General features: G+C 71.5%; 16 protein-coding genes and 1 pseudogene. 9 read left to right on the top strand and 8 right to left on the bottom strand.

Annotated elements, in window-relative coordinates:
- Nucleotides 1-34: 34 nt before the first annotated feature.
- Nucleotides 35-571, top strand: coding sequence for a MarR family winged helix-turn-helix transcriptional regulator (locus tag ASE25_RS11925; RefSeq protein WP_056777090.1), 537 nt, complete (start codon nucleotides 35-37; stop codon nucleotides 569-571).
- On the opposite strand, the gene helR is transcribed toward ASE25_RS11925, so the two are convergent.
- Entirely contained in the window at nucleotides 558-2,738 is a 2,181-nt protein-coding gene (helR, locus tag ASE25_RS11920) for an RNA polymerase recycling motor ATPase HelR (RefSeq protein ID WP_056825554.1), read from the bottom strand. The two genes, ASE25_RS11925 and helR, sit on opposite strands and share 14 nt — an antisense overlap.
- A 281-nt stretch (nucleotides 2,739-3,019) precedes the next feature.
- Here helR and ASE25_RS11915 point away from each other — a divergent pair, with 281 nt between their 5' ends.
- The 5 genes from ASE25_RS11915 (at nucleotide 3,020) to ASE25_RS11900 (ending at nucleotide 7,087) form a co-directional block, all read left to right on the top strand.
- Nucleotides 3,020-4,222 carry a methyltransferase domain-containing protein gene (locus tag ASE25_RS11915; protein WP_056825780.1) on the top strand — a complete coding sequence of 401 codons (1,203 nt, stop codon included), beginning with the start codon at nucleotides 3,020-3,022 and terminating at the stop codon, nucleotides 4,220-4,222.
- Nucleotides 4,219-4,518: a DUF664 domain-containing protein gene (locus ASE25_RS11910; RefSeq protein ID WP_056825553.1), complete on the top strand. Its 300-nt coding sequence runs from the start codon at nucleotides 4,219-4,221 to the stop codon at nucleotides 4,516-4,518. The genes ASE25_RS11915 and ASE25_RS11910 overlap by 4 nt, the downstream gene beginning before the upstream one ends.
- Entirely contained in the window at nucleotides 4,511-5,662 is a 1,152-nt protein-coding gene (locus ASE25_RS11905) for a DUF2332 domain-containing protein (RefSeq protein WP_056825551.1), read from the top strand. Before ASE25_RS11910 ends, ASE25_RS11905 begins: the two co-directional genes overlap by 8 nt.
- A complete protein-coding gene (locus tag ASE25_RS22410; protein WP_235508647.1) occupies nucleotides 5,626-5,850 on the top strand; it encodes a hypothetical protein in 225 nt (74 codons plus the stop codon). The genes ASE25_RS11905 and ASE25_RS22410 overlap by 37 nt, the downstream gene beginning before the upstream one ends.
- 250 nt (nucleotides 5,851-6,100) lie before the next feature.
- Nucleotides 6,101-7,087 (top strand): IS481 family transposase, encoded by a 987-nt coding sequence (locus ASE25_RS11900; protein ID WP_056772792.1) that lies wholly within the window; start codon nucleotides 6,101-6,103, stop codon nucleotides 7,085-7,087.
- Here the strand turns inward: ASE25_RS11900 and ASE25_RS11895 are convergent.
- The 3 genes from ASE25_RS11895 to ASE25_RS11885 all read right to left on the bottom strand — a co-directional run bounded on the left by ASE25_RS11895 (nucleotide 7,058) and on the right by ASE25_RS11885 (nucleotide 10,959).
- Nucleotides 7,058-8,254 (bottom strand): Fic family protein, encoded by a 1,197-nt coding sequence (locus tag ASE25_RS11895; RefSeq protein WP_056825548.1) that lies wholly within the window; start codon nucleotides 8,252-8,254, stop codon nucleotides 7,058-7,060. The two genes, ASE25_RS11900 and ASE25_RS11895, sit on opposite strands and share 30 nt — an antisense overlap.
- A 59-nt stretch (nucleotides 8,255-8,313) precedes the next feature.
- Nucleotides 8,314-10,275 carry an amylosucrase gene (locus tag ASE25_RS11890; protein ID WP_056825778.1) on the bottom strand — a complete coding sequence of 654 codons (1,962 nt, stop codon included), beginning with the start codon at nucleotides 10,273-10,275 and terminating at the stop codon, nucleotides 8,314-8,316.
- 63 nt (nucleotides 10,276-10,338) lie between these two features.
- Nucleotides 10,339-10,959 (bottom strand): L-threonylcarbamoyladenylate synthase, encoded by a 621-nt coding sequence (locus ASE25_RS11885; RefSeq protein ID WP_056777102.1) that lies wholly within the window; start codon nucleotides 10,957-10,959, stop codon nucleotides 10,339-10,341.
- A gap of 25 nt (nucleotides 10,960-10,984) precedes the next feature.
- Between ASE25_RS11885 and ASE25_RS11880 the strand changes: the two genes are divergently transcribed.
- The gene (locus ASE25_RS11880; protein ID WP_056825547.1) at nucleotides 10,985-11,392 is read left to right on the top strand and encodes a GNAT family N-acetyltransferase; all 408 of its coding nucleotides are present in this window, start codon (nucleotides 10,985-10,987) and stop codon (nucleotides 11,390-11,392) included.
- Nucleotides 11,319-12,440 (top strand): annotated as a pseudogene (lhgO, locus tag ASE25_RS22405) (L-2-hydroxyglutarate oxidase); the annotation flags it as partial. The gene ASE25_RS11880 and the pseudogene lhgO, both read left to right, overlap by 74 nt.
- 189 nt (nucleotides 12,441-12,629) lie before the next feature.
- Here the strand turns inward: lhgO and ASE25_RS11870 are convergent.
- The 3 genes from ASE25_RS11870 to ASE25_RS11860 all read right to left on the bottom strand — a co-directional run bounded on the left by ASE25_RS11870 (nucleotide 12,630) and on the right by ASE25_RS11860 (nucleotide 15,669).
- Nucleotides 12,630-13,814 carry a WXG100 family type VII secretion target gene (locus ASE25_RS11870; RefSeq protein WP_056825543.1) on the bottom strand — a complete coding sequence of 395 codons (1,185 nt, stop codon included), beginning with the start codon at nucleotides 13,812-13,814 and terminating at the stop codon, nucleotides 12,630-12,632.
- 140 nt (nucleotides 13,815-13,954) lie between these two features.
- Nucleotides 13,955-14,578, bottom strand: a complete 624-nt coding sequence (locus tag ASE25_RS11865) for a CE1759 family FMN reductase (RefSeq protein ID WP_056777115.1) — start codon at nucleotides 14,576-14,578, stop codon at nucleotides 13,955-13,957.
- Nucleotides 14,575-15,669 (bottom strand): LLM class flavin-dependent oxidoreductase, encoded by a 1,095-nt coding sequence (locus ASE25_RS11860; protein WP_056825541.1) that lies wholly within the window; start codon nucleotides 15,667-15,669, stop codon nucleotides 14,575-14,577. Before ASE25_RS11860 ends, ASE25_RS11865 begins: the two co-directional genes overlap by 4 nt.
- 108 nt (nucleotides 15,670-15,777) lie before the next feature.
- On the opposite strand from ASE25_RS11860, the gene ASE25_RS11855 reads away from it, so the two are divergent.
- Complete coding sequence (locus ASE25_RS11855; protein ID WP_056777122.1) at nucleotides 15,778-16,539, top strand: RNA methyltransferase; 762 nt, start codon at nucleotides 15,778-15,780, stop codon at nucleotides 16,537-16,539.
- A 10-nt stretch (nucleotides 16,540-16,549) separates the two neighbouring features.
- On the opposite strand, the gene ASE25_RS11850 is transcribed toward ASE25_RS11855, so the two are convergent.
- Entirely contained in the window at nucleotides 16,550-17,089 is a 540-nt protein-coding gene (locus ASE25_RS11850) for a DUF1697 domain-containing protein (protein WP_056777126.1), read from the bottom strand.
- Nucleotide 17,090: the final 1 nt, after the last annotated feature.

The raw sequence follows: 17,090 nt of genomic DNA, 5'->3' as shown, positions 1-17,090 counted from the left end.
AGCGGGGCCTCTCGTTTAGCCCTAAAGTATTGGGATGGGAAGCGCGTCGGGTGACCAGGTGGGGCGGATCATCCAGGCCTGGCAGCGGGAGAGGCCCGACGTGGACGTGTCGTCGATCGGGATCATCACGCCGGTCGTGCGGCTCGCCGCGATCGTCATGGACCACCGGGCCCACGTGCTGGCCACCCACGGCCTCGAGCAGAGCCACCTCGACGTCCTCGCGACGTTGAGACGCAGCGGCGCGCCGTTCCGGCTCACCGCGGGCGAGCTGTCCCGGCGCTGCCGCGTCACGGCCGGCGCGACGACGCAGCGCGTCCAGGCCATGGAGGTGCTCGGCTTCGTCGAGCGCGTCCGGGAGGAGCCGGACCGGCGCACCGTGCACGTGCAGCTCACCCCGGAGGGACTCGCCCGGCTCGACGGCATCTTCGCGGACGTCATGGCCGGCGACGAGTCCCTGCTGGCCGGTCTCGAACCTCGGCAGCGCGCCGGGTTGGAGGAGCTGCTGCGCGCGTGGCTCGCCGTGCTCGAGCCGGGCGGCCGGGCCGACCCGGGCGAGGTCACCCCTGAGTGAGGACGACGAGCTGCTGGGTGGCGCGTGTCATGGCGACGTAGCGGTCGACGGCACCTTCGATGCCGTCACCGAAGGCGTCCGGATCGACCAGTACGACGAGGTCGAACTCGAGCCCCTTGGACAGCGTCGGGCTGAGCGACCGGACCCGAGGCTGCTCCTCGAGGCCGGGGGCGCCGATGACGCAAGCCGTTCCGTCGGGGTGCGCGTCGAGCCACGTCCCGAGCACCGCCTCGAGGTCGGCGGCCAGGCCGTGCTGAACGGGCAGGCCGCTCTCGCGGATCGAGGTGGGCACGTTCGCGTCCGGGAGCGCGGCACGGATGACGGGCTCGGCCTCGAGCATGACCTCTTCCGGAGTGCGGTAGTTGATGGTGAGTGACGACAGCGTGACCCGGTCGAGACCCACGCGACTCAGTCGCTCCTGCCACGTCTCCGTGAACCCGTGCCGGGCCTGGGCGCGGTCGCCGACGATGGTGAGACTCCGCGACGGGCAGCGGGACAGGAGCATCTGCCATTCCGCGTCGGTCAGCTCCTGGGCCTCGTCCACGACGACGTGGGCGAACGGGCCGGCCAGCAGGTCGGGGTCGACGGTCGTCCCGTCGTTGTCGTCGAGGGCGCTGCGGAGGTCGTCACCTCGCAGCATCGACATGACGTGCATGTCGGAGTCGTCCGAGGCGATGAGGTGCTCGACGACCGTGGCGCGTTCGGCGCGCACCGCCGCGAGGGCCGCCTCACGCTGTCGTCGGCGTCTCGAGACCTCCGGGTCGCCGAGCCGCATCCGGGCCGCGTCGAGCAGGGGGAGGTCCGACACCGTCCACGCGTCCGGCTCGGCGCGCTGCAGCCGGCGCACCTGCTCGACCGTCAGGGTGGGGGCGCACCGACGCAGGTAGGCGGGGACGGTCCAGAGGTCGCCGACGAGGTCCGCGGCATCGAGGAGCGGCCACGTCCGGTCGAACAGCGTGCGCAGCTCCCGGTTCTGCTCGAGCGAGCGCCGCACCATGGCGGGGGTGGCCTCGAGCTCGACGTCGGCGCCGTCGTCGTCGATCCGGTCCTCGAGGTCATGCCGCTCGACGAGGATCGTCAGCAACGCCTCCCACACGTCGTCGCGGGCCTCGTTGTGCGGCGTGCCGAGAGCGGCGGTGCAGGCCTCGGCCCAGTCGGCAGGGGAGAGCCACACGTCCGCCCACGGCGTCACGACCTCCATGCCGCGGGTCGGCGGCTCCTCGTAGAGCGCCACGGCCGGCTCGATGGCCCGGACGAGGTCCATGGACGCCTTGAGCCGGGCCACCTCCGGGTCGGTCTCGGGGGCCGCCGCGTCACCCTCGGGAACGAGGTCGCGCAGCGTGCACGTCTGCACACCTTCCTCGCCGAGACTGGGCAGCACGTCGGAGACGTAGGCGAGGTAGGGCTCGTGCGGGCCGACGAAGAGCACGCCGCCCCGGCGGTGGCCGAGGCGCGGGTCGGAGTAGAGCAGGTATGCCGTCCGGTGGAGCGCGACGACCGTCTTGCCCGTGCCCGGGCCTCCGTCGACGACGTGCGCGCCTCGGGAGCCCGCGCGGATGATGGCGTCCTGGTCGGCCGCGATGGTGCTCAGGACGTCCCGCATGCGCGGCGAGCGGCTCGCGCCGAGCGAGGCGATGAAGGCGGACTCGTCGTCGAGGGCCACGCGTCCGTGCAGACCATCGGTGGTGAACACCTCGTCCCAGTAGTCGCTGACGCGTCCCCGGGTCCAGCGGTAGCGGCGGCGGCTCGCGAGACCCATGGGGTTGCCGTGGGTGGCGCCGAAGAACGGTTCGGCTGCAGGGGAGCGCCAGTCCAGGAGCAGCCGGCGTCCGGCGGTGTCGGAGAGCCCGAGACGGCCGATGTACACAGGGTGAGAATCGTTCTCGGGGACGATGTGACCGAGGCAGAGGTCGATGCCGTAGCGGCGCAGCGTCCGCAGGCGGGCCGTGAGGCGGTGGACCTCCTGGTCACGGTCGAGCGCGGCCTGGCCGGTGCGTGCCGGTGCCCGACGGGCTGCGTCGAGACGGTCGGACAGCTCGGCGACCGTCGCGTCGAGGGTCTCGGCGATCGCGGCGAAGTGGAGGTCGTCGTGGGCGATGAGGGCCGGGTCGGCCTTGGGTGCCAGGTGGTCGCGAAGGTCGAAGGCGCTGGTCGTCAGCGGGTTCACGCAGTGGGCTCCGTCCCGAGGTTTCTGGTGTCGGCCAGTGATTCTCGGTGACGACGGGGGTCTTGCCGCAAGACCCCGGGTGCGCTATACGTTGGAAGTGGAAGGAAGCGCGCGACGCTCCTTCCTTTTTGGTGTGCCGGTCCAAGGCGAAGCGTTCTCGCTGCTTCTCCCATAACGCCGATAATCGACATTATGTCACTTTGGCTGGAGAAGGCCCTCCCCGGAGACCGCGCTCCACCCGTGGTCCTGGACCATGCTGCTGCGCCGTAGCCTTGCTCGTGATGCAGTGCGACTACTTCGACGCCGGCCGCTGCCGCTCCTGTGCCCTCATGGGTGTGCCGTATGCCGTCCAGCTCGCCGACAAGGACGAGCGCTGCCGACGCGCCCTCGCCGACGTGGCCCCGGACGTCGCCTGGCTCGACCCCTTCCCCAGCGCCGAGTCGGCCTTCCGCAACAAGGCCAAGCTCGTCGTCGGTGGCGTCACCGGCGCGGTGACCGTCGGGATCCTCGACGCCGACGCGAACGGCGTCGACCTGCGTGGCTGCGGTCTGTACGAGCCGCCGCTTCAGCGCCTCATCCCCCGGCTCGCGTCCGCCGTCGACGAGATCGGCCTGGAGCCGTACGACGTGGCCGCCCGCCGCGGCGAGCTGAAGCACCTCATCCTCACCCTCTCCCCCACCGGGGACGTCATGCTCCGGCTCGTCCTGCGGTCCCGCCGTCACCTGGCCCTGCTCGAGTCTCGTCTGTCGTCGCTCCGGACCCGGCTGCCTGAGGTGTCGGTCGTCACGGTGAACCTCCAGCCGGAGCACAAGGCCGTCCTCGAAGGTGACACCGAGATCGTCCTGACCGAGAGCGATGACCTCGCGATGCCCGTCGGCGACGTGGTCCTCCACCTGCGCCCCAACAGCTTCTTCCAGACCAACACCACGGTCGCCGCCGGCCTCTACCACCAGGCGCAGGCCTGGACGCGCACCGTCGACCCCACCACGGTCCTCGACCTCTACTGCGGCGTGGGCGGATTCGCGCTGCACTGCGCGCGAGCAGGCGCTTCCCACGTCATCGGCGTCGAGGTCTCGGCCGAGGCCGTGCGCAGTGCCGAGACCAGTGCGTCCCGGTTGCGCGCCGAACACCCTGACCTCGGCCGGCTGGAGTTCCGTGCCGGCGACGCCACGGACGTCGAGGCGCTCGACCGGGACCTGCCGGGATCCGACCGGACGATGGTCGTCGTCAACCCGCCGCGTCGCGGGATCGGCCCGGACCTGACCCGATGGCTCGAGGGCTCCGGCGCCACGCACGTGACCTACTCGAGCTGCAACGTCGACAGCCTGGCCCGTGACCTGGCTCGCATGCCGTCCTACCGGGCTCGCGAGGCGCGTCTCTTCGACATGTTCCCCCAGACGTCGCACCATGAGGTCATCGTCCTGCTCGAGCGTGAATCACGTTCTCAGTCAGTCGATTCCGCGTCAGGAGGCGTGTCGACGTGACCGGTGAACCCGAGACTCCCTGGACGGCGCCGGACGTCGAGCGGCCGGGTGGCTCCCTCGTCGCGCCCGAGGCGCAGATGTTGCCCGAGATGCTCGCCTGGCACCGCTCGACGCTGCTGTCCAAGTGCTCGGGCCTGACGGGCGAGCAGCTGGTCGAGCGGTCGGTCGTCGTCGAGTCCGGGGGCGACCCCTTCTCGCTGCGCTTCGTCTACCTCCACCTCATGGGTGAGTACGCCCGGCACAACGGCCACGCCGACCTCGTGCGTGAGCGTGTCGACGGTGCCACCGGTGCCTGACCCGGTGCGATCGTCACCGGACCCCGTTCGGCTGGCGAGGATCCAGCGGCGCTTCACCGAGTTCGCGACGGAGTATGCCGCTCTTCCGCTCTACTCGACCGTCTGCCGACACGTCGCCCACGACGACGAGGCCGCGTCGTTGCTGCTCGCGGCCAGGCCCGGGCAGGCTCGGCCCGTTCTCTGGCTCGCCGCCATGCACCACCTCGTCCTGTGCAACCCGGATCTGCCTGCGGCCCGGTGGTATCCGAGTGTCACCAGGGCGGCGAGCGTTGCGACGGGCGATCCGTGGCCCGACGTGCGGCGGACGGTCCTCGACCACGTCGACGAGCTGACCCGGCTCATTGCGACGCACGGCACCCAGACCAACGAGGTGAACCGAGCCGTCTACGTCGCCGTAGGGCTCGCTGCGGCGACAGTTGACTCCGGCGACGTCCCGCTCGCCATCGTCGAGCTCGGTGCGAGCGCCGGCCTGCTGCTCGGCGTCGACCAGTACGCCGTCGAGCTGTCCTCGCCCACCGGGTCGGCACTCCTGGGCGACGGCGCCTCTGCGGTCCGGTGCTCGGGTGAGGACCGTTCCGGCGTCGGGGCGCTGCTCACGGCGGCCGGGGCTGCGCTGCCCGCCGTGCGTGGCCGCGTCGGCGTGGATCTCGAGCCCGTCGACCTCGCGTCCGTCGACGAGGTGCGCTGGCTCGAGGCGTGCCTCTGGCCGGAGGTCCCGGGCCGCATCGAGCGCTTCCGCGCGGCTGCCGACCTGCTCCGCCCCGACCCTCCCACGGTGCTCCGTGGCGACATGGTCGACCGACTGACCGACGCGGTGACGCTCGCGCGCACTGACGCCGGCGACGGCGCGCACGTCGTGGTCCTCAGCTCGTGGGCGATGACCTACCTCCCCGCACCGCGTCGTCGCGACCTGGCCGCGGTCCTCGACGAGCTGGCCGGGACCGTCTCCCACCTGTCGTGGCTCACCGCCGAGCCGGGCGGGTGCGTCCCGGGCCTCGACGGGCCCGAGTTTCCCGTGGAAGGGAACACCGTGCTCGGCCTGCAGCGCTGGCGCCACGGACACGCGCTCCCTCCCACGGTCCTCGGGACCTGTCACCCGCATGGTGCGTGGATCGACGCCTCGCTGCCACCATCCCCCAGCTGACCCTGCCTCTCGAGGCCCTGCGGATGTCCACGGCTCGCCTGCCCTTCGCCGGTCACGTCGAGTACCGCGCGAACGTGCAGGACGTCGGCTGGCAGCTGTCGGTCAGGGACGGGGCCACCGCGGGCACGGTGGGACAGGTCAAGCGCGTCGAGGCGGTCAAGATCCCGCTCGTCCCGAAGGCCTTCTGAGCCGAGTGCGTCCCGGCGTCGACCTGCTCGACGCCGGGACGCACCTCACGACTGGTTTGCATAATGTCGATTATGGGCGAATTGCATTGTGCTGCAACGGAATTCATCAACGCATGCGGCGGCCTAGATGTACTGACCGGGCACGTTGGTTGAGGGAATGCGACTCATCGCTCTGAGCTGCTGACGTGGGAGGGCCTCCCGCGGTGGAGTGGAACTGCTCAAGGTTCACTTCGCCAAACAGGAGGCCCTCGTGTCCCACGCTAACGCTGCCCTCACCCCACGCGCCCGGCTCCGGGTGGCCCAGCTCGTCGTCGACCAGCACGTGCCGATCGCGGAGGTTGCGGCCCGGTTCCAGTGCTCGTGGCCCACGGTCAAACGCTGGGCCGAGCGGTACGCCGCCGGGGAGACGATGACCGACCGGTCCAGCCGACCCCGGTCGATGCCGGCCAAGACCCTCCCGGCGACGACCAAGCGGATCGTGGCGTTGCGGCTGCGTAAACGCCTGGGCCCGGTCCAGCTCGCCGCCCTGACCGGCGTCGCGCCCTCGACGGCACACCGCGTGTTGACCCGTTGCCGCCTGAACCGGCTCTCGCATGTCGACCGGGCCACCGGTGAGCCGGTGCGCCGCTACGAGCACGAGCACCCGGGGGCGATGCTGCACGTGGACGTCAAGAAGCTGGGCAACATCCCCGACGGCGGCGGCTGGCGTTACGTCGGGCGCACCCAGGGAAAGCGCAACCGCGCCGCAACGCCGGGCAAACCCAGGAACGACCACCGCAACCCGAAAATGGGCCACGCATTCGTGCACACCGTCATCGACGACCACTCCCGAGTGGCCTACGCCGAGGTCCACGACGACGAGACCGCCACCACCGCTGTCGCGGTCCTACGCCGCGCGGTGAACTGGTTCGCCCTCCGCGGGATCAGGACCGAGCGGGTGCTGTCCGACAACGGCTCCGCCTACCGCTCCCACCTGTGGCGCGACACCTGCGCCGAACTGGCCATCAAGCATTCACGCACCCGGCCCTACCGGCCCCAGACCAACGGCAAGATCGAACGCTTCCACCGCACCCTCGCCGACGGCTGGGGATACGCCCACTGCTACACCTCAGAGGACGAGCGACGGGCGGCCCTGCCAGCATGGCTCCACGAGTACAACCACCACCGACCCCACACCGCCTGCGGGAACAAGCCACCCATCACCCGCTTAACCAACCTGTCGGGTCAGTACACCTAGACCCGCGGCGTACGCATCAAGCGCGCGGAGCACCGTCGGGGCGCGGTAGACACGGTTGCGTCGGTGCCCGGTCGACTCGAGCAGGATGCCGTCGTCGACGAGCCGCTGCAGGGCGGCCTGTGCCGTGGGGGCCGAGACCCCGAGCTCGCGCACGACGACCCGCGCCGTGACGACGGGCTGGCGCAGCAGCAGGTCGAGCATCGACCAGGCCGCGGAGCCGGCTCTCGCCGTGACCTTCGACGCCCAGTCGGCGCGCACCTGTCGGAGTGTCACGACGAGTCCCTCGCCGATGTGGGTGCCGTTGCGCGCGGCCTCGGCCACGCATCGCAGGATGGGCTCCACCTCTCCCCCACGGTAGGCCGTGAGTGCGTCGAAGTAGTCGTCGCGGATGGCGAGGAGGCCGGCCGAGATCGGGACGGTGACCCGTCGGATCGCCCCCGTGTGGAGCAGGACCGAGTGGAGCAGCGCCCGACCCGTGCGGCCGTTGCCGTCGGTGAACGGGTGGATCGTCTCGAACTGGGCGTGCGCGAGGGCGGCGTGCGCGAGCGGCGGCAGGTCGTCACGGTCCATGAAGGTCACGAGGTCGGCCATCAGGGCCGGCACGTCGGAGGCCACGGGCGGTACGTACTGCGCCTCCCCCGGGTGGAGGGGAGACCCACCCACCCAGACCTGCTGCTCACGCCAGCGGCCGGCCGGGTGCAGCGACTGCTGCGCCATGAGAGCCCGGTGCATCGCGAGCACAGCCTCCTCGTCGAGTCGCCCGGCGAGGTCGAGCGCGGCCTGCATGGTGCGGACGTTGCCGAGGATGACGGCGGCGTTGGCACGGTTGCCCTCGCCGATCTCGGCCTCGGCGAGGGCCCGTGCGGACGAGGTGAGGTTCTCGATCTGCGAGCTGGCCGCGCTCTCGGACCGCAGCAGCACCGAGGCGAACGGGGCGATCTCCCCCGCTCCCCCGGCGTCGAAGGTGGCGAGCAGCCGGGTGGCCTCGTCGAGGTCGGCGGCGAGGTCTCCGGGCAGCACGAGCCCGGCCCCGGCGATCGGGGGCACGACGGCCGCCTCGAACGTGGCCGGTGTGGACCGCTGGGCGCGTCGCGAGAGGTCGAGCAGGCCCTCGACGGGCTGCCAACGGACCGTCGTCGAGCCGAGCGCGGGCCACGTCGTGTCCATGTCGATGACACCTCCTTGGTAAAGGTTAACGCACAACCTTTATCAAGAGCGCTCGGTCGTCAGGTGTGCACGACGTCCACGGGGGCCTCGACGATCCACCACGCGGCATACGGGCTCAAGGACGCCAGCCCGTCCGCCCCACCGAAGACCGGGTAGCCGCCGAGCGCGTCGAAGGGGTGCGCGATGCCGACGTCGGCGAAGTGGCGGACCTCGACCGTCTGCCACGACGTCGTGACGTTGTAGACGCAGACCATCGAGCCGTTCGGGTGCGTGCGGACGACCGCCAGCACCCCGTCGTCGGTCTCGAGGATCACCCTCGTCTGCGCGGAGGCGTGCAGCTGCGGCAGCCCCGCGCGCACGCCCGCCAGATGGCGCAGGCCCTGGAAGACCTTCCCGGAGACGGTGTCGAGGTCGCCGCGCCGCGCTGCGACGGCCCAGTCCAGCCGCTCCCGGTGCGCCCACCGGTTGTCGTCCTCGTGACCGGGCTCGCGCGCCCAGTCGGGGTCGTTCGGCAGGCCGAGCTCGTCGCCGCTCCACACGACGGGGACACCTCCCCAGCCGGCGACGACCGCGTGGGCCAGGAAGAGGCGGGCCAGTCCCTGACCGATCCCGTCCCCGTCGTCGCGTGCCTCCGCGTCGGCCAGCCCCGTCAGCGATGCCGCCGTGCCGCTGATCCGCTTGTCGCCGGTCGCAGCGTTGTGCTGGAAGACCAGACCGTGCGCCCAGGACCCGGGGTGGTCGCCCGAGTACCAGTTGGACAGGAACCGGCGGTGCGCATAGCCGTCGAGACCCGCTGACGCCGCGTCCCCGTCGTCGATGGCCCACCCGATGTCGTCGTGGCACCGGACGTAGCAGATCCACGTGCCGCTCGGTGGGGTCGTCGGGAGCGCCGAGAGGGCCTGCTTGGTGAGTCCGGTGCTGCCCGTCGCGAGCATCGACCAGACCTGCACCATGAGGCTGTTGTGGTAGGCGAGATCACTGACCCGGCCGGCGTGCTCGCCCTGCCCGAGGTACTGCACGAGGTCACGCGGTCCGACGATCGCCTCGGCCTTGAACGCGAGCGCCGGGCACCCGATGCGCGCCACCGCACGCAGCGCCTGCGTGACGGCGTGGACCTCCGGCTGGTTCTGGCAGCTCGTGCCGAGCCGCTTCCACGTGAAGGCGATGGCGTCGAGCCGGAGCACCTCGACGCCGAGGTTGGCCAGGTACAGGACGATGTCGGCGTACTCGACGAGGACGTCGGGGTTGGCCCAGTTGACGTCCCACTGCCACTCGTTGAAGGTCGTCCACGCCCAGCCGCGAAGCTTCTCGTCCCACGTGAAGTTGCCGGGGGCGAAGTCCGGGAACACCTCGGGCAGTGTGCGCTCGTACGCGTCCGGCATGACGCGGTCGGGGTAGACGTGGAAGTAGTCCCGGTAGTGCGACTCCCCCGCCCGGGCACGCCGGGCCCACTCGTGCTCGCGCGCCACGTGGTTGAGCACGAGGTCCAGCACCAGCGAGATGCCTTGCCCCCGAAGGTCGCTCGCGAGCCGGCGCAGGTCCTCGACATCTCCGAGATCAGGCCGGACGGTGCGGTAGTCCTGGACGGCGTAGCCGCCGTCGTTGTCTCCCTCTCGGGGCTGGAGCAGCGGCATGAGGTGCAGGTAGCTGACACCGAGGTCGCGGAGGTAGCCCACTCGGCCCCGCAGGCCGTCGAGGTCGCCGGCGAACCGGTCGGTGTAGCACGCGTAGCCGAACATGTCCGGCTGCTGGAGCCAGTCGGGCCGCAGCAGCCGGCGCTGGTCCAGGCGTCGCAGCTCGGGTGACCGCTGCCGGTAGCCGGCCACGGCGCTCTCGACGAGGCGCAGCGCGAGCGCCGAGACGTCGTGCTCGGGGTAGAGGACCATGAGTGCCGCGACGAGGTCGTCGGACCAGCGCTCGAGCCTCAGCTCGATGGTCTCGCGGTCGTGGTCGTCGAGCCCCGCGAGCAGCGAGTTCACCGACTCCGTCGTCGGTCGGACGTCGTGCGCAGCGTCGCTCATGGCCCGATTGAACAGCACCCGGCGTCTGCGCGACAGGGGCACGCTGGCGTCATCGCGGGCAGGTCACTCGAACGGGCTCGGGTCCCCGGCCCCGACGCGGGTCACGACGGGGAAGCCATCGGAGTAGTCGACGACGGTCGTCGGCTCCAGGCCGCACTCCCCCGAGTCGATGACGGCGTCGATGACGTGGTCGAGACGGTCCTTGATCTCCCAGCCCTCGGTCATCGGCTCGTCGTCGTCGGGCATGAGCAGCGTGCTCGAGAGGATCGGCTCACCCATCTCCCTGAGCAGCTCGCGGACGACGGGGTGCTCGGGGATGCGCACACCCACGGTCTTCTTCTTCGCGTGCAGCAGGCGTCGCGGCACCTCCTTCGTCGCGGGCAGGATGAAGGTGTACGGGCCGGGGGTCACGGCCTTGATGGCACGGAACACCGAGTTGTCGAGGTGCACGAACTGGCCCAGCTGGGCGAAGTCCGAGCAGACGAGCGTGAAGTGGTGCTTGTCGTCGAGGTGCCGGATCCGCAGGATGCGCTCCTTGCCCTCCGGGTTGTCGAGGGAGCAGCCGAGCGCGAAGCAGGAGTCGGTGGGGTAGGCGATGAGCCCACCGGACCGCAGGATGTCGACCGCCTGTCCGATCGCCCGTGGCTGGGGGTCCACCGGGTGCACGTCGAAGTACTTCGCCATGGGGCCACCCTGCCATGCTGGGGCCATGAGCGAGCAGACGGGTGAGGGCCGGATCGTCGCCGGCGACGGCGCGCACGACGGCATCGAGGTCTCCGACAACCCCGACCGCGGGCGCTTCGAGCTGCGCGACGGGGACCGTGTCATCGGGGTGGCGAGCTACGCCGTCGTCCCCGGTGCCACACCAGAGGTGCCCGCACGCGTCGTCTTCTTCCACACCGAGGTCGGTCCGGCGTACGAAGGCCAGGGCCTCGCCGGGCGCCTCGCCGCGTACGCCCTCGACGCCACGCTCGCGTCGGGCCGATCCATCGTCGCGCTGTGTCCGTACATCAAGGTCTACCTCCGCCGTCACCCGGAGCCGTATGCCGCCCACGTGCTCGCGCCGACGCGGGCAGACGTCGACGCGGCCGAGCGGGCGGCGGCGGCCGCAGGGTGAGCGACGGGTGACCCGCCCCCACGTCGTCGTCGTGGGTGGCGGCATCGTCGGGTCGGCAGTGGCCCGGAGGCTCACCCTGTCGACGCCGCGCCCCGAGGTGACCGTCGTCGAGAAGGAGATGGCGACGGGTCGGCACCAGACGTCCCGCAACAGCGGTGTCGTCCATGCCGGTCTCTACTACGCGCCCGGCTCCGCCAAGGCGGCGCTCTCGCGTGAGGGCGTCCGGCGTCTGCGCCGCTACTGCGCCGACCGGGGTCTGCCGTACGACGAGGTGGGCAAGCTCGTCGTCGCACTCGACGAGGCCGAGGACGAGGGTCTCCGCACCATCGAGGCACGCTCCCGGACCAATGGTGTGCCGGGTCTGCGTCGGCTCCGGCCGGGTGAGCTGCGTGAGGTCGAGCCGCACGTCGTGGGGCTCGCGGCGCTGCACTCCCCCACGACGGCGATCACCGACTTCGCCCTCGTCGCCGCGGCCCTGCTCGCGGACGCGGCGTCCGCCGGCGCCGTGGTCGTCACCGGCTTCGAGGTCACGGGACTCGACCACCGCGGCACTCGCGTCGACGTGCGTGCCGCCGACGGGCGGCGCATCGTCGCCGACCGCGTCGTCCTCGCGGGTGGGCTGCACGCCGACCGTCTCGCGAGACTGGCCGGCGACGGCCCCAGCCCGTCGATCGTGCCGTTCCGCGGCGAGTACCACCGGCTCGTGCCGTCAGCCGAGCACCTCGTGCGCGGGCTCGTCTACCCGGTACCCGACCCCCGCTACCCGTTCCTCGGGGTCCATCTGACGAAGCGCGTCGACGGCAGCGTGCTGCTCGGTCCGAACGCCGTGCTTGCGACCGCTCGCGAGGGCTACCGCCGTCGCGACGTCGACCTGGACGTCGTCCGGGAGCTCGTCTCGTCCCGCGGGTTCCTGCGGTTCGCCCGCGCCAACCTGCGGACAGGCGTGCACGAGGTCCTGGGGTCGCTGAGCCGTCACGCGTTCGTCGAGCGGGTCAGGCGCTACGTCCCTGCGATCGGCGACGCAGATGTCGTGCCGGCTGCTGCCGGCGTCCGGGCCCAGGCGATGGATCGGGACGGTGCGCTCGTCGAGACTTCCGTTTCAGTCGCGTCGGCTCCGTCCTGTGCATCCGCAACGCGCCGTCGCCGGCAGCGACCGCATCGCTCGCCATCGCGGACCTCGTCGTCGACCGGCTCGACCTCGGCTGAAGGGCCGCCGTCCCGCCTCGGTGGTGGTCGGTCACTGCTTGCCGAAGTAGGTGCTCGCCTCCATGGCGTCGACGACGGAGTCGCCTCCATGGGCGTCCTTGGACCAACCGATGACGTCGAGGCCGGCATCGATGCCGACGACGGCCGGCGCGAAGGTGCCGGCGAGCCCCGCCCACTTCGAGACCGTGATCTCGGGCCCGTGGGTGGGGTCGACCGCGATCTGGGTGCCCAGGGCGTTCGGGAGCGGGTCGTCGCCGACGAAGGGCACGTGGTCGACGAAGGAGCCGAGCGGGTTCTGGAGCGTCGTGAGCAGCTCCCCGCGCACGTGGTAGTTGCGGATCTGGCCCGGGGAGTAGCCGGCGTCCCCCGTGTCGAGGGCGCCCGCGGCCAGCACGGTGTTGGGGTGCACGCCCGCGGCGTTGAACGTCACGGCGGGGATGTCGGTGGCGACGGAGGCGGTGCTCGCGAGACCGCCACCGAGGGAGTGACCGGTGATCACCAGGTTCTCGCTGCCCACCGCCCCGGCGAGGCCCCGGGCGAGCGCGATCGCCGCGAGGTGCTGACCGCTGAGCGCCCCGACCCCTTGCTGGAGGTTCGTGCCCCAGTCGGCGAGGGAGGACGTGCCGGCGAAGGCGAGGACGTACTGGCCCTCGTCGTTGCGATAGACGGCCGCGTCGAGGCCGTCGCGGCGGTGGAGGGTGTCCGGGTCGATGCCGAGCCCCTCGAGGGCGTCGGCGTCGAGCGGGGTCCAGCCGTCGACCGCGCTCGGGTGGTAGACGTTGTCGGCCACGTGGGCGAGCTCGAGGTCGATGGCCTGTGGTGACGTCCCGCGCACCTGCTCACCGAGCGGGGTCGGCTCGGCGGTGGCGTCGGCTCCGACGGAGCCCGACCCGCCCAGGCCCGGGGACGGGGGCGGGAAGCCGATCGGGCCGGGCAGCACCCCGTCGGCGCCGCTCGTGCCTCGCTGCGCCCGCGCGTTGTCGGTGAGGCGCCGCGACATCGTCTCGAGTGTCGAGCCGAGGTCCGCCAGGGCCGCCGAGGTGGAGCGCCAGCTCTCCTGGGCCGACTGGGCGTCGTCGCCACCCCACGAGCGGCCGATGACCGCGAGCGCCCGGGTCCCGGTCGCACGGATGCCGTCCACCTCGGTGGCGCACGCCGTGAGCTCGCGAGCGGCGCGGTCCAGGACTTCGGGGTCTGCACCCTTGCGGTAGAGCACGGCGGCCTCCTGTCGACGGTGGGCCCCACGGTAGGTGGGAGCCGCCCGGCGGGGCCATGGGGAGGACTCCCCAGCGTGTCGCGTCGCTGCGGACGTGACGACACCCGGTCAGGCCCCGGGGGGCCGACCGGGTGCTCGCGTCATCGTGCGCGGAGGTCGGTGAGCATCGACTCGAAGGGCGTGACCTGCTCGAACGGGTCGACCCGATCGGCCCGCGGCGAACCGCTCACGAGGGCCGCGAAGGCGGCACCTGCGCGTTCGATCCGCTCGCCCAGCCGGCCGGCGTCGACGCTCCCCCAGTCCTCGCTGGCCGCGAAGACCGCCACCGGCGCGACGAGCGCGCCGAGGTGGGCGAAGAGCGGGCGGAGGGCGTGGTCGATCGCGAGGGAGTGGCGGGCCGTGCCACCGGTCGCGCCGAGCAGCACCGGGGTGTCGCGCAGCGCGTCCTTGGGGAGCACGTCGATGAGCATCTTGAACAGCCCGCTGTACGACGCGGCATACACCGGGGTGGCGACGACGACCGCGTCCGCCTCGGTGATCGCGTCGAGACGTACCTGCAGGTCGGGCGAGGCGAAGCCGGTCAGGACGTGGTTCGTCAGGTCGTGCGCGACCTCGCGCACGTCGACGACCTCGACGACGACCTCGCCGACGTCGTGCCGGGCGAGCGCCCGGACGGTGGCCTCGGTGAGGCGGTCGGCGAGCAGGCGCGTCGACGACGGCTGCGTGATGCCGGCCGTGATGACGGCGAGGTGGAAGGTGGTCACGGGATGAGCTCCTTCTCGGGGGTTGCGGCGGCGAGCTGGCTCGCGTGGGTCGGGGCGTCCGGGACGTGGGCGGGCCTGAGGGCGGCGAACTCCTTGCGCAGGACCGGCACGACCTCCTCGCCGAGGATGTCGAGCTGCTCGAGGACGGTCTTGAGCGGCAGGCCGGCGTGGTCGAGCAGCCACAGCTGTCGCTGGTAGTCGCCGGCGTACTCGCGGAAGCCGAGCGTCCTCTCGATGACCTCCTGCGGGCTGCCGACGGTGAGCGGGGTCTGGCTCGTGAACTCCTCGAGTGACGGACCGTGGCCGTAGACGGGGGCGTTGTCGAAGTACGGACGGAACTCGCGCACCGCGTCCTGGCTGTTCTTCCGCATGAAGACCTGCCCGCCGAGCCCGACGATCGCCTGGTCGGCGCTGCCGTGGCCGTAGTGCTCGAAGCGGCGGCGGTAGAGCTGGACCATCTGCTTCGTGTGGCTGGCCGGCCAGAAGATGTGGTTGGAGAAGAAGCCGTCGCCGTAGTAGGCCGCCTGCTCGGCGATCTCGGGGCTGCGGATCGAGCCGTGCCAGACGAACGGCGGTATGCCGTCGAGCGGGCGCGGCGTCGAGGTGAAGCCCTGGAGCGGGGTGCGGTACTTCCCCTGCCAGTCGACGACGTCCTCGCGCCACAGCCGGTGGAGCAGCGCGTAGTTCTCGATGGCGAGCGGGATCCCGTCGCGGATGTCCTTGCCGAACCACGGGTAGACCGGGCCGGTGTTGCCGCGGCCCATCATGAGGTCCATGCGCCCGTTGCTCAGGTGCTGCAGGGTGGCGTAGTCCTCCGCGATCCGCACGGGGTCCGTCGTCGTGATGAGGGTCGTCGACGTGGACAGGATGATCCGCTCCGTCTGGGCGGCGATGTACGCGAGCGTCGTCGTCGGGGCCGACGGGATGAACGGCGGGTTGTGGTGCTGTCCGGTCGCGAAGACGTCGAGCCCGACCTCCTCCGCCTTCTTGGCGATGGCGACGGTGGCCTCGATCCGCTCGTGCTCGGTCGGCGTACGGCCCGTCGTGGGGTCGGTGGTCACGTCGCCGACGGTGAAGATCCCGAACTGCATGTGTCCCAGCTCCTTTTGATTGACGATTCAATCATACTGAACATCGAGGGGGGCTCCCCCATTCCCGGGCGGTCCGGCGCGCCGCCGGTGCTGTGGGATCCTGTCGCGGTGAGCGCTGAGATCTCCCCCAAGGACCGCTTCATCACGGTCTACGGCCGCAACCCGGTCCACGAGGTGCTCCTCGACGGTGACCTCCTCGTCGACAAGGTCGTCATCGCCGACGGTGCCCGTGGCAGCGGCCTGCGCGAGATCCAGCAGGCGGCTCGCCGCCGGGGCGTCGAGGTGCAGTACGCGAGCGCCGAGCGCGTCAAGAAGCTCGCCGGCAACGGACGGCAGGACCAGGGCGTCTTCGCCGACGTCGTCGCGCCCCGGATGCGTCCTCTCGAGTCGGCGCTCACCGAGGACGCCGGCTCGCTGCGCGCCGTGCTCGTGCTCGACGGCGTGACGACACCTGCCAACGTCGGCATGATCCTGCGTTCGGCCACGGCAGCCGGCGTCGACGGCATCGTCGTCCCCCGCAAGGGAGTCGCCTCCCTCGACCCGCTCGTCGTCAAGGCCTCGGCCGGCGTCGCGTTCCGGGCGCCCATCCTCAAGGCGTTCACCGCGGCGGAGGCCGTGAGCGACCTCAAGCGCTCCGGCTTCCACGTCGTCGGGCTCGATGCCGGCGGCGACGACGACCTCTTCGCCGCCCACCTGCCCGAGCCCGTCGCGTTCGTACTCGGCAGCGAGACGGCCGGGCTGACGCCCGAGGTGGCCGAGCTCGTCGACACGTGGGTGTCGATCCCGATGGCCGCCGGCGTCGAGTCGCTCAACGTCTCGGCCGCGGCTGCGGTCGTCTGCTTCGAGCTCGTCCGCCGCGCGCGCCTCTGACGCGACCGCGTCAGCCGCCCCACTTCTCGGCGAGGGCCCGGACGACGGTGATGTTGCGCGCCGTCCCGACCGCGCCCGTCAGCTTCTCGATGCGGGTGTTGGACAGCTTGGCCGCCTGCACGCCGTCGGAGAGGAAGAGCACGACGTCGTTGCCGACGACGCGTGCGCCCTCGGTGGCGACGTCCCACTCGTGCAGGGCGGCGACGCCCTCGGGGTCGAGGTCGCCCGTCATGAACGTCACGTAGCGCTTCGCGTCCGCGGCGATGGGCGAGTCGAGGGCCTCGGCCTCGTCGGCCAGCGTCCGCAGCTGCGCCGGCGTGCGCACGACGACGGGCACGTCGAAACCGAACTCGGCGCTGATGGCCCGTCGCAGGTCGGCCTCGACCTTGGCGGCACTCCGCGTGGACGAGCGGACCTTGAGGTTGCCGCTCTGGATGTGCGTCTCGACGTCCTCGTAGCCGTCCGCCTCGAGCAGTGTGCGCAGCGACGCCATGCGCACCTGCCGCTTGCCGACGTTGACGGCGCGGAGGAACCCGATCCACACCGGCACG

Source organism: Terrabacter sp. Root85, assembly GCF_001429185.1.
Lineage (GTDB): Bacteria > Actinomycetota > Actinomycetes > Actinomycetales > Dermatophilaceae > Terrabacter.
Note: the sequence above shows the minus strand (reverse complement) of the source record. Positions and strands in the feature narration are given on the sequence as shown.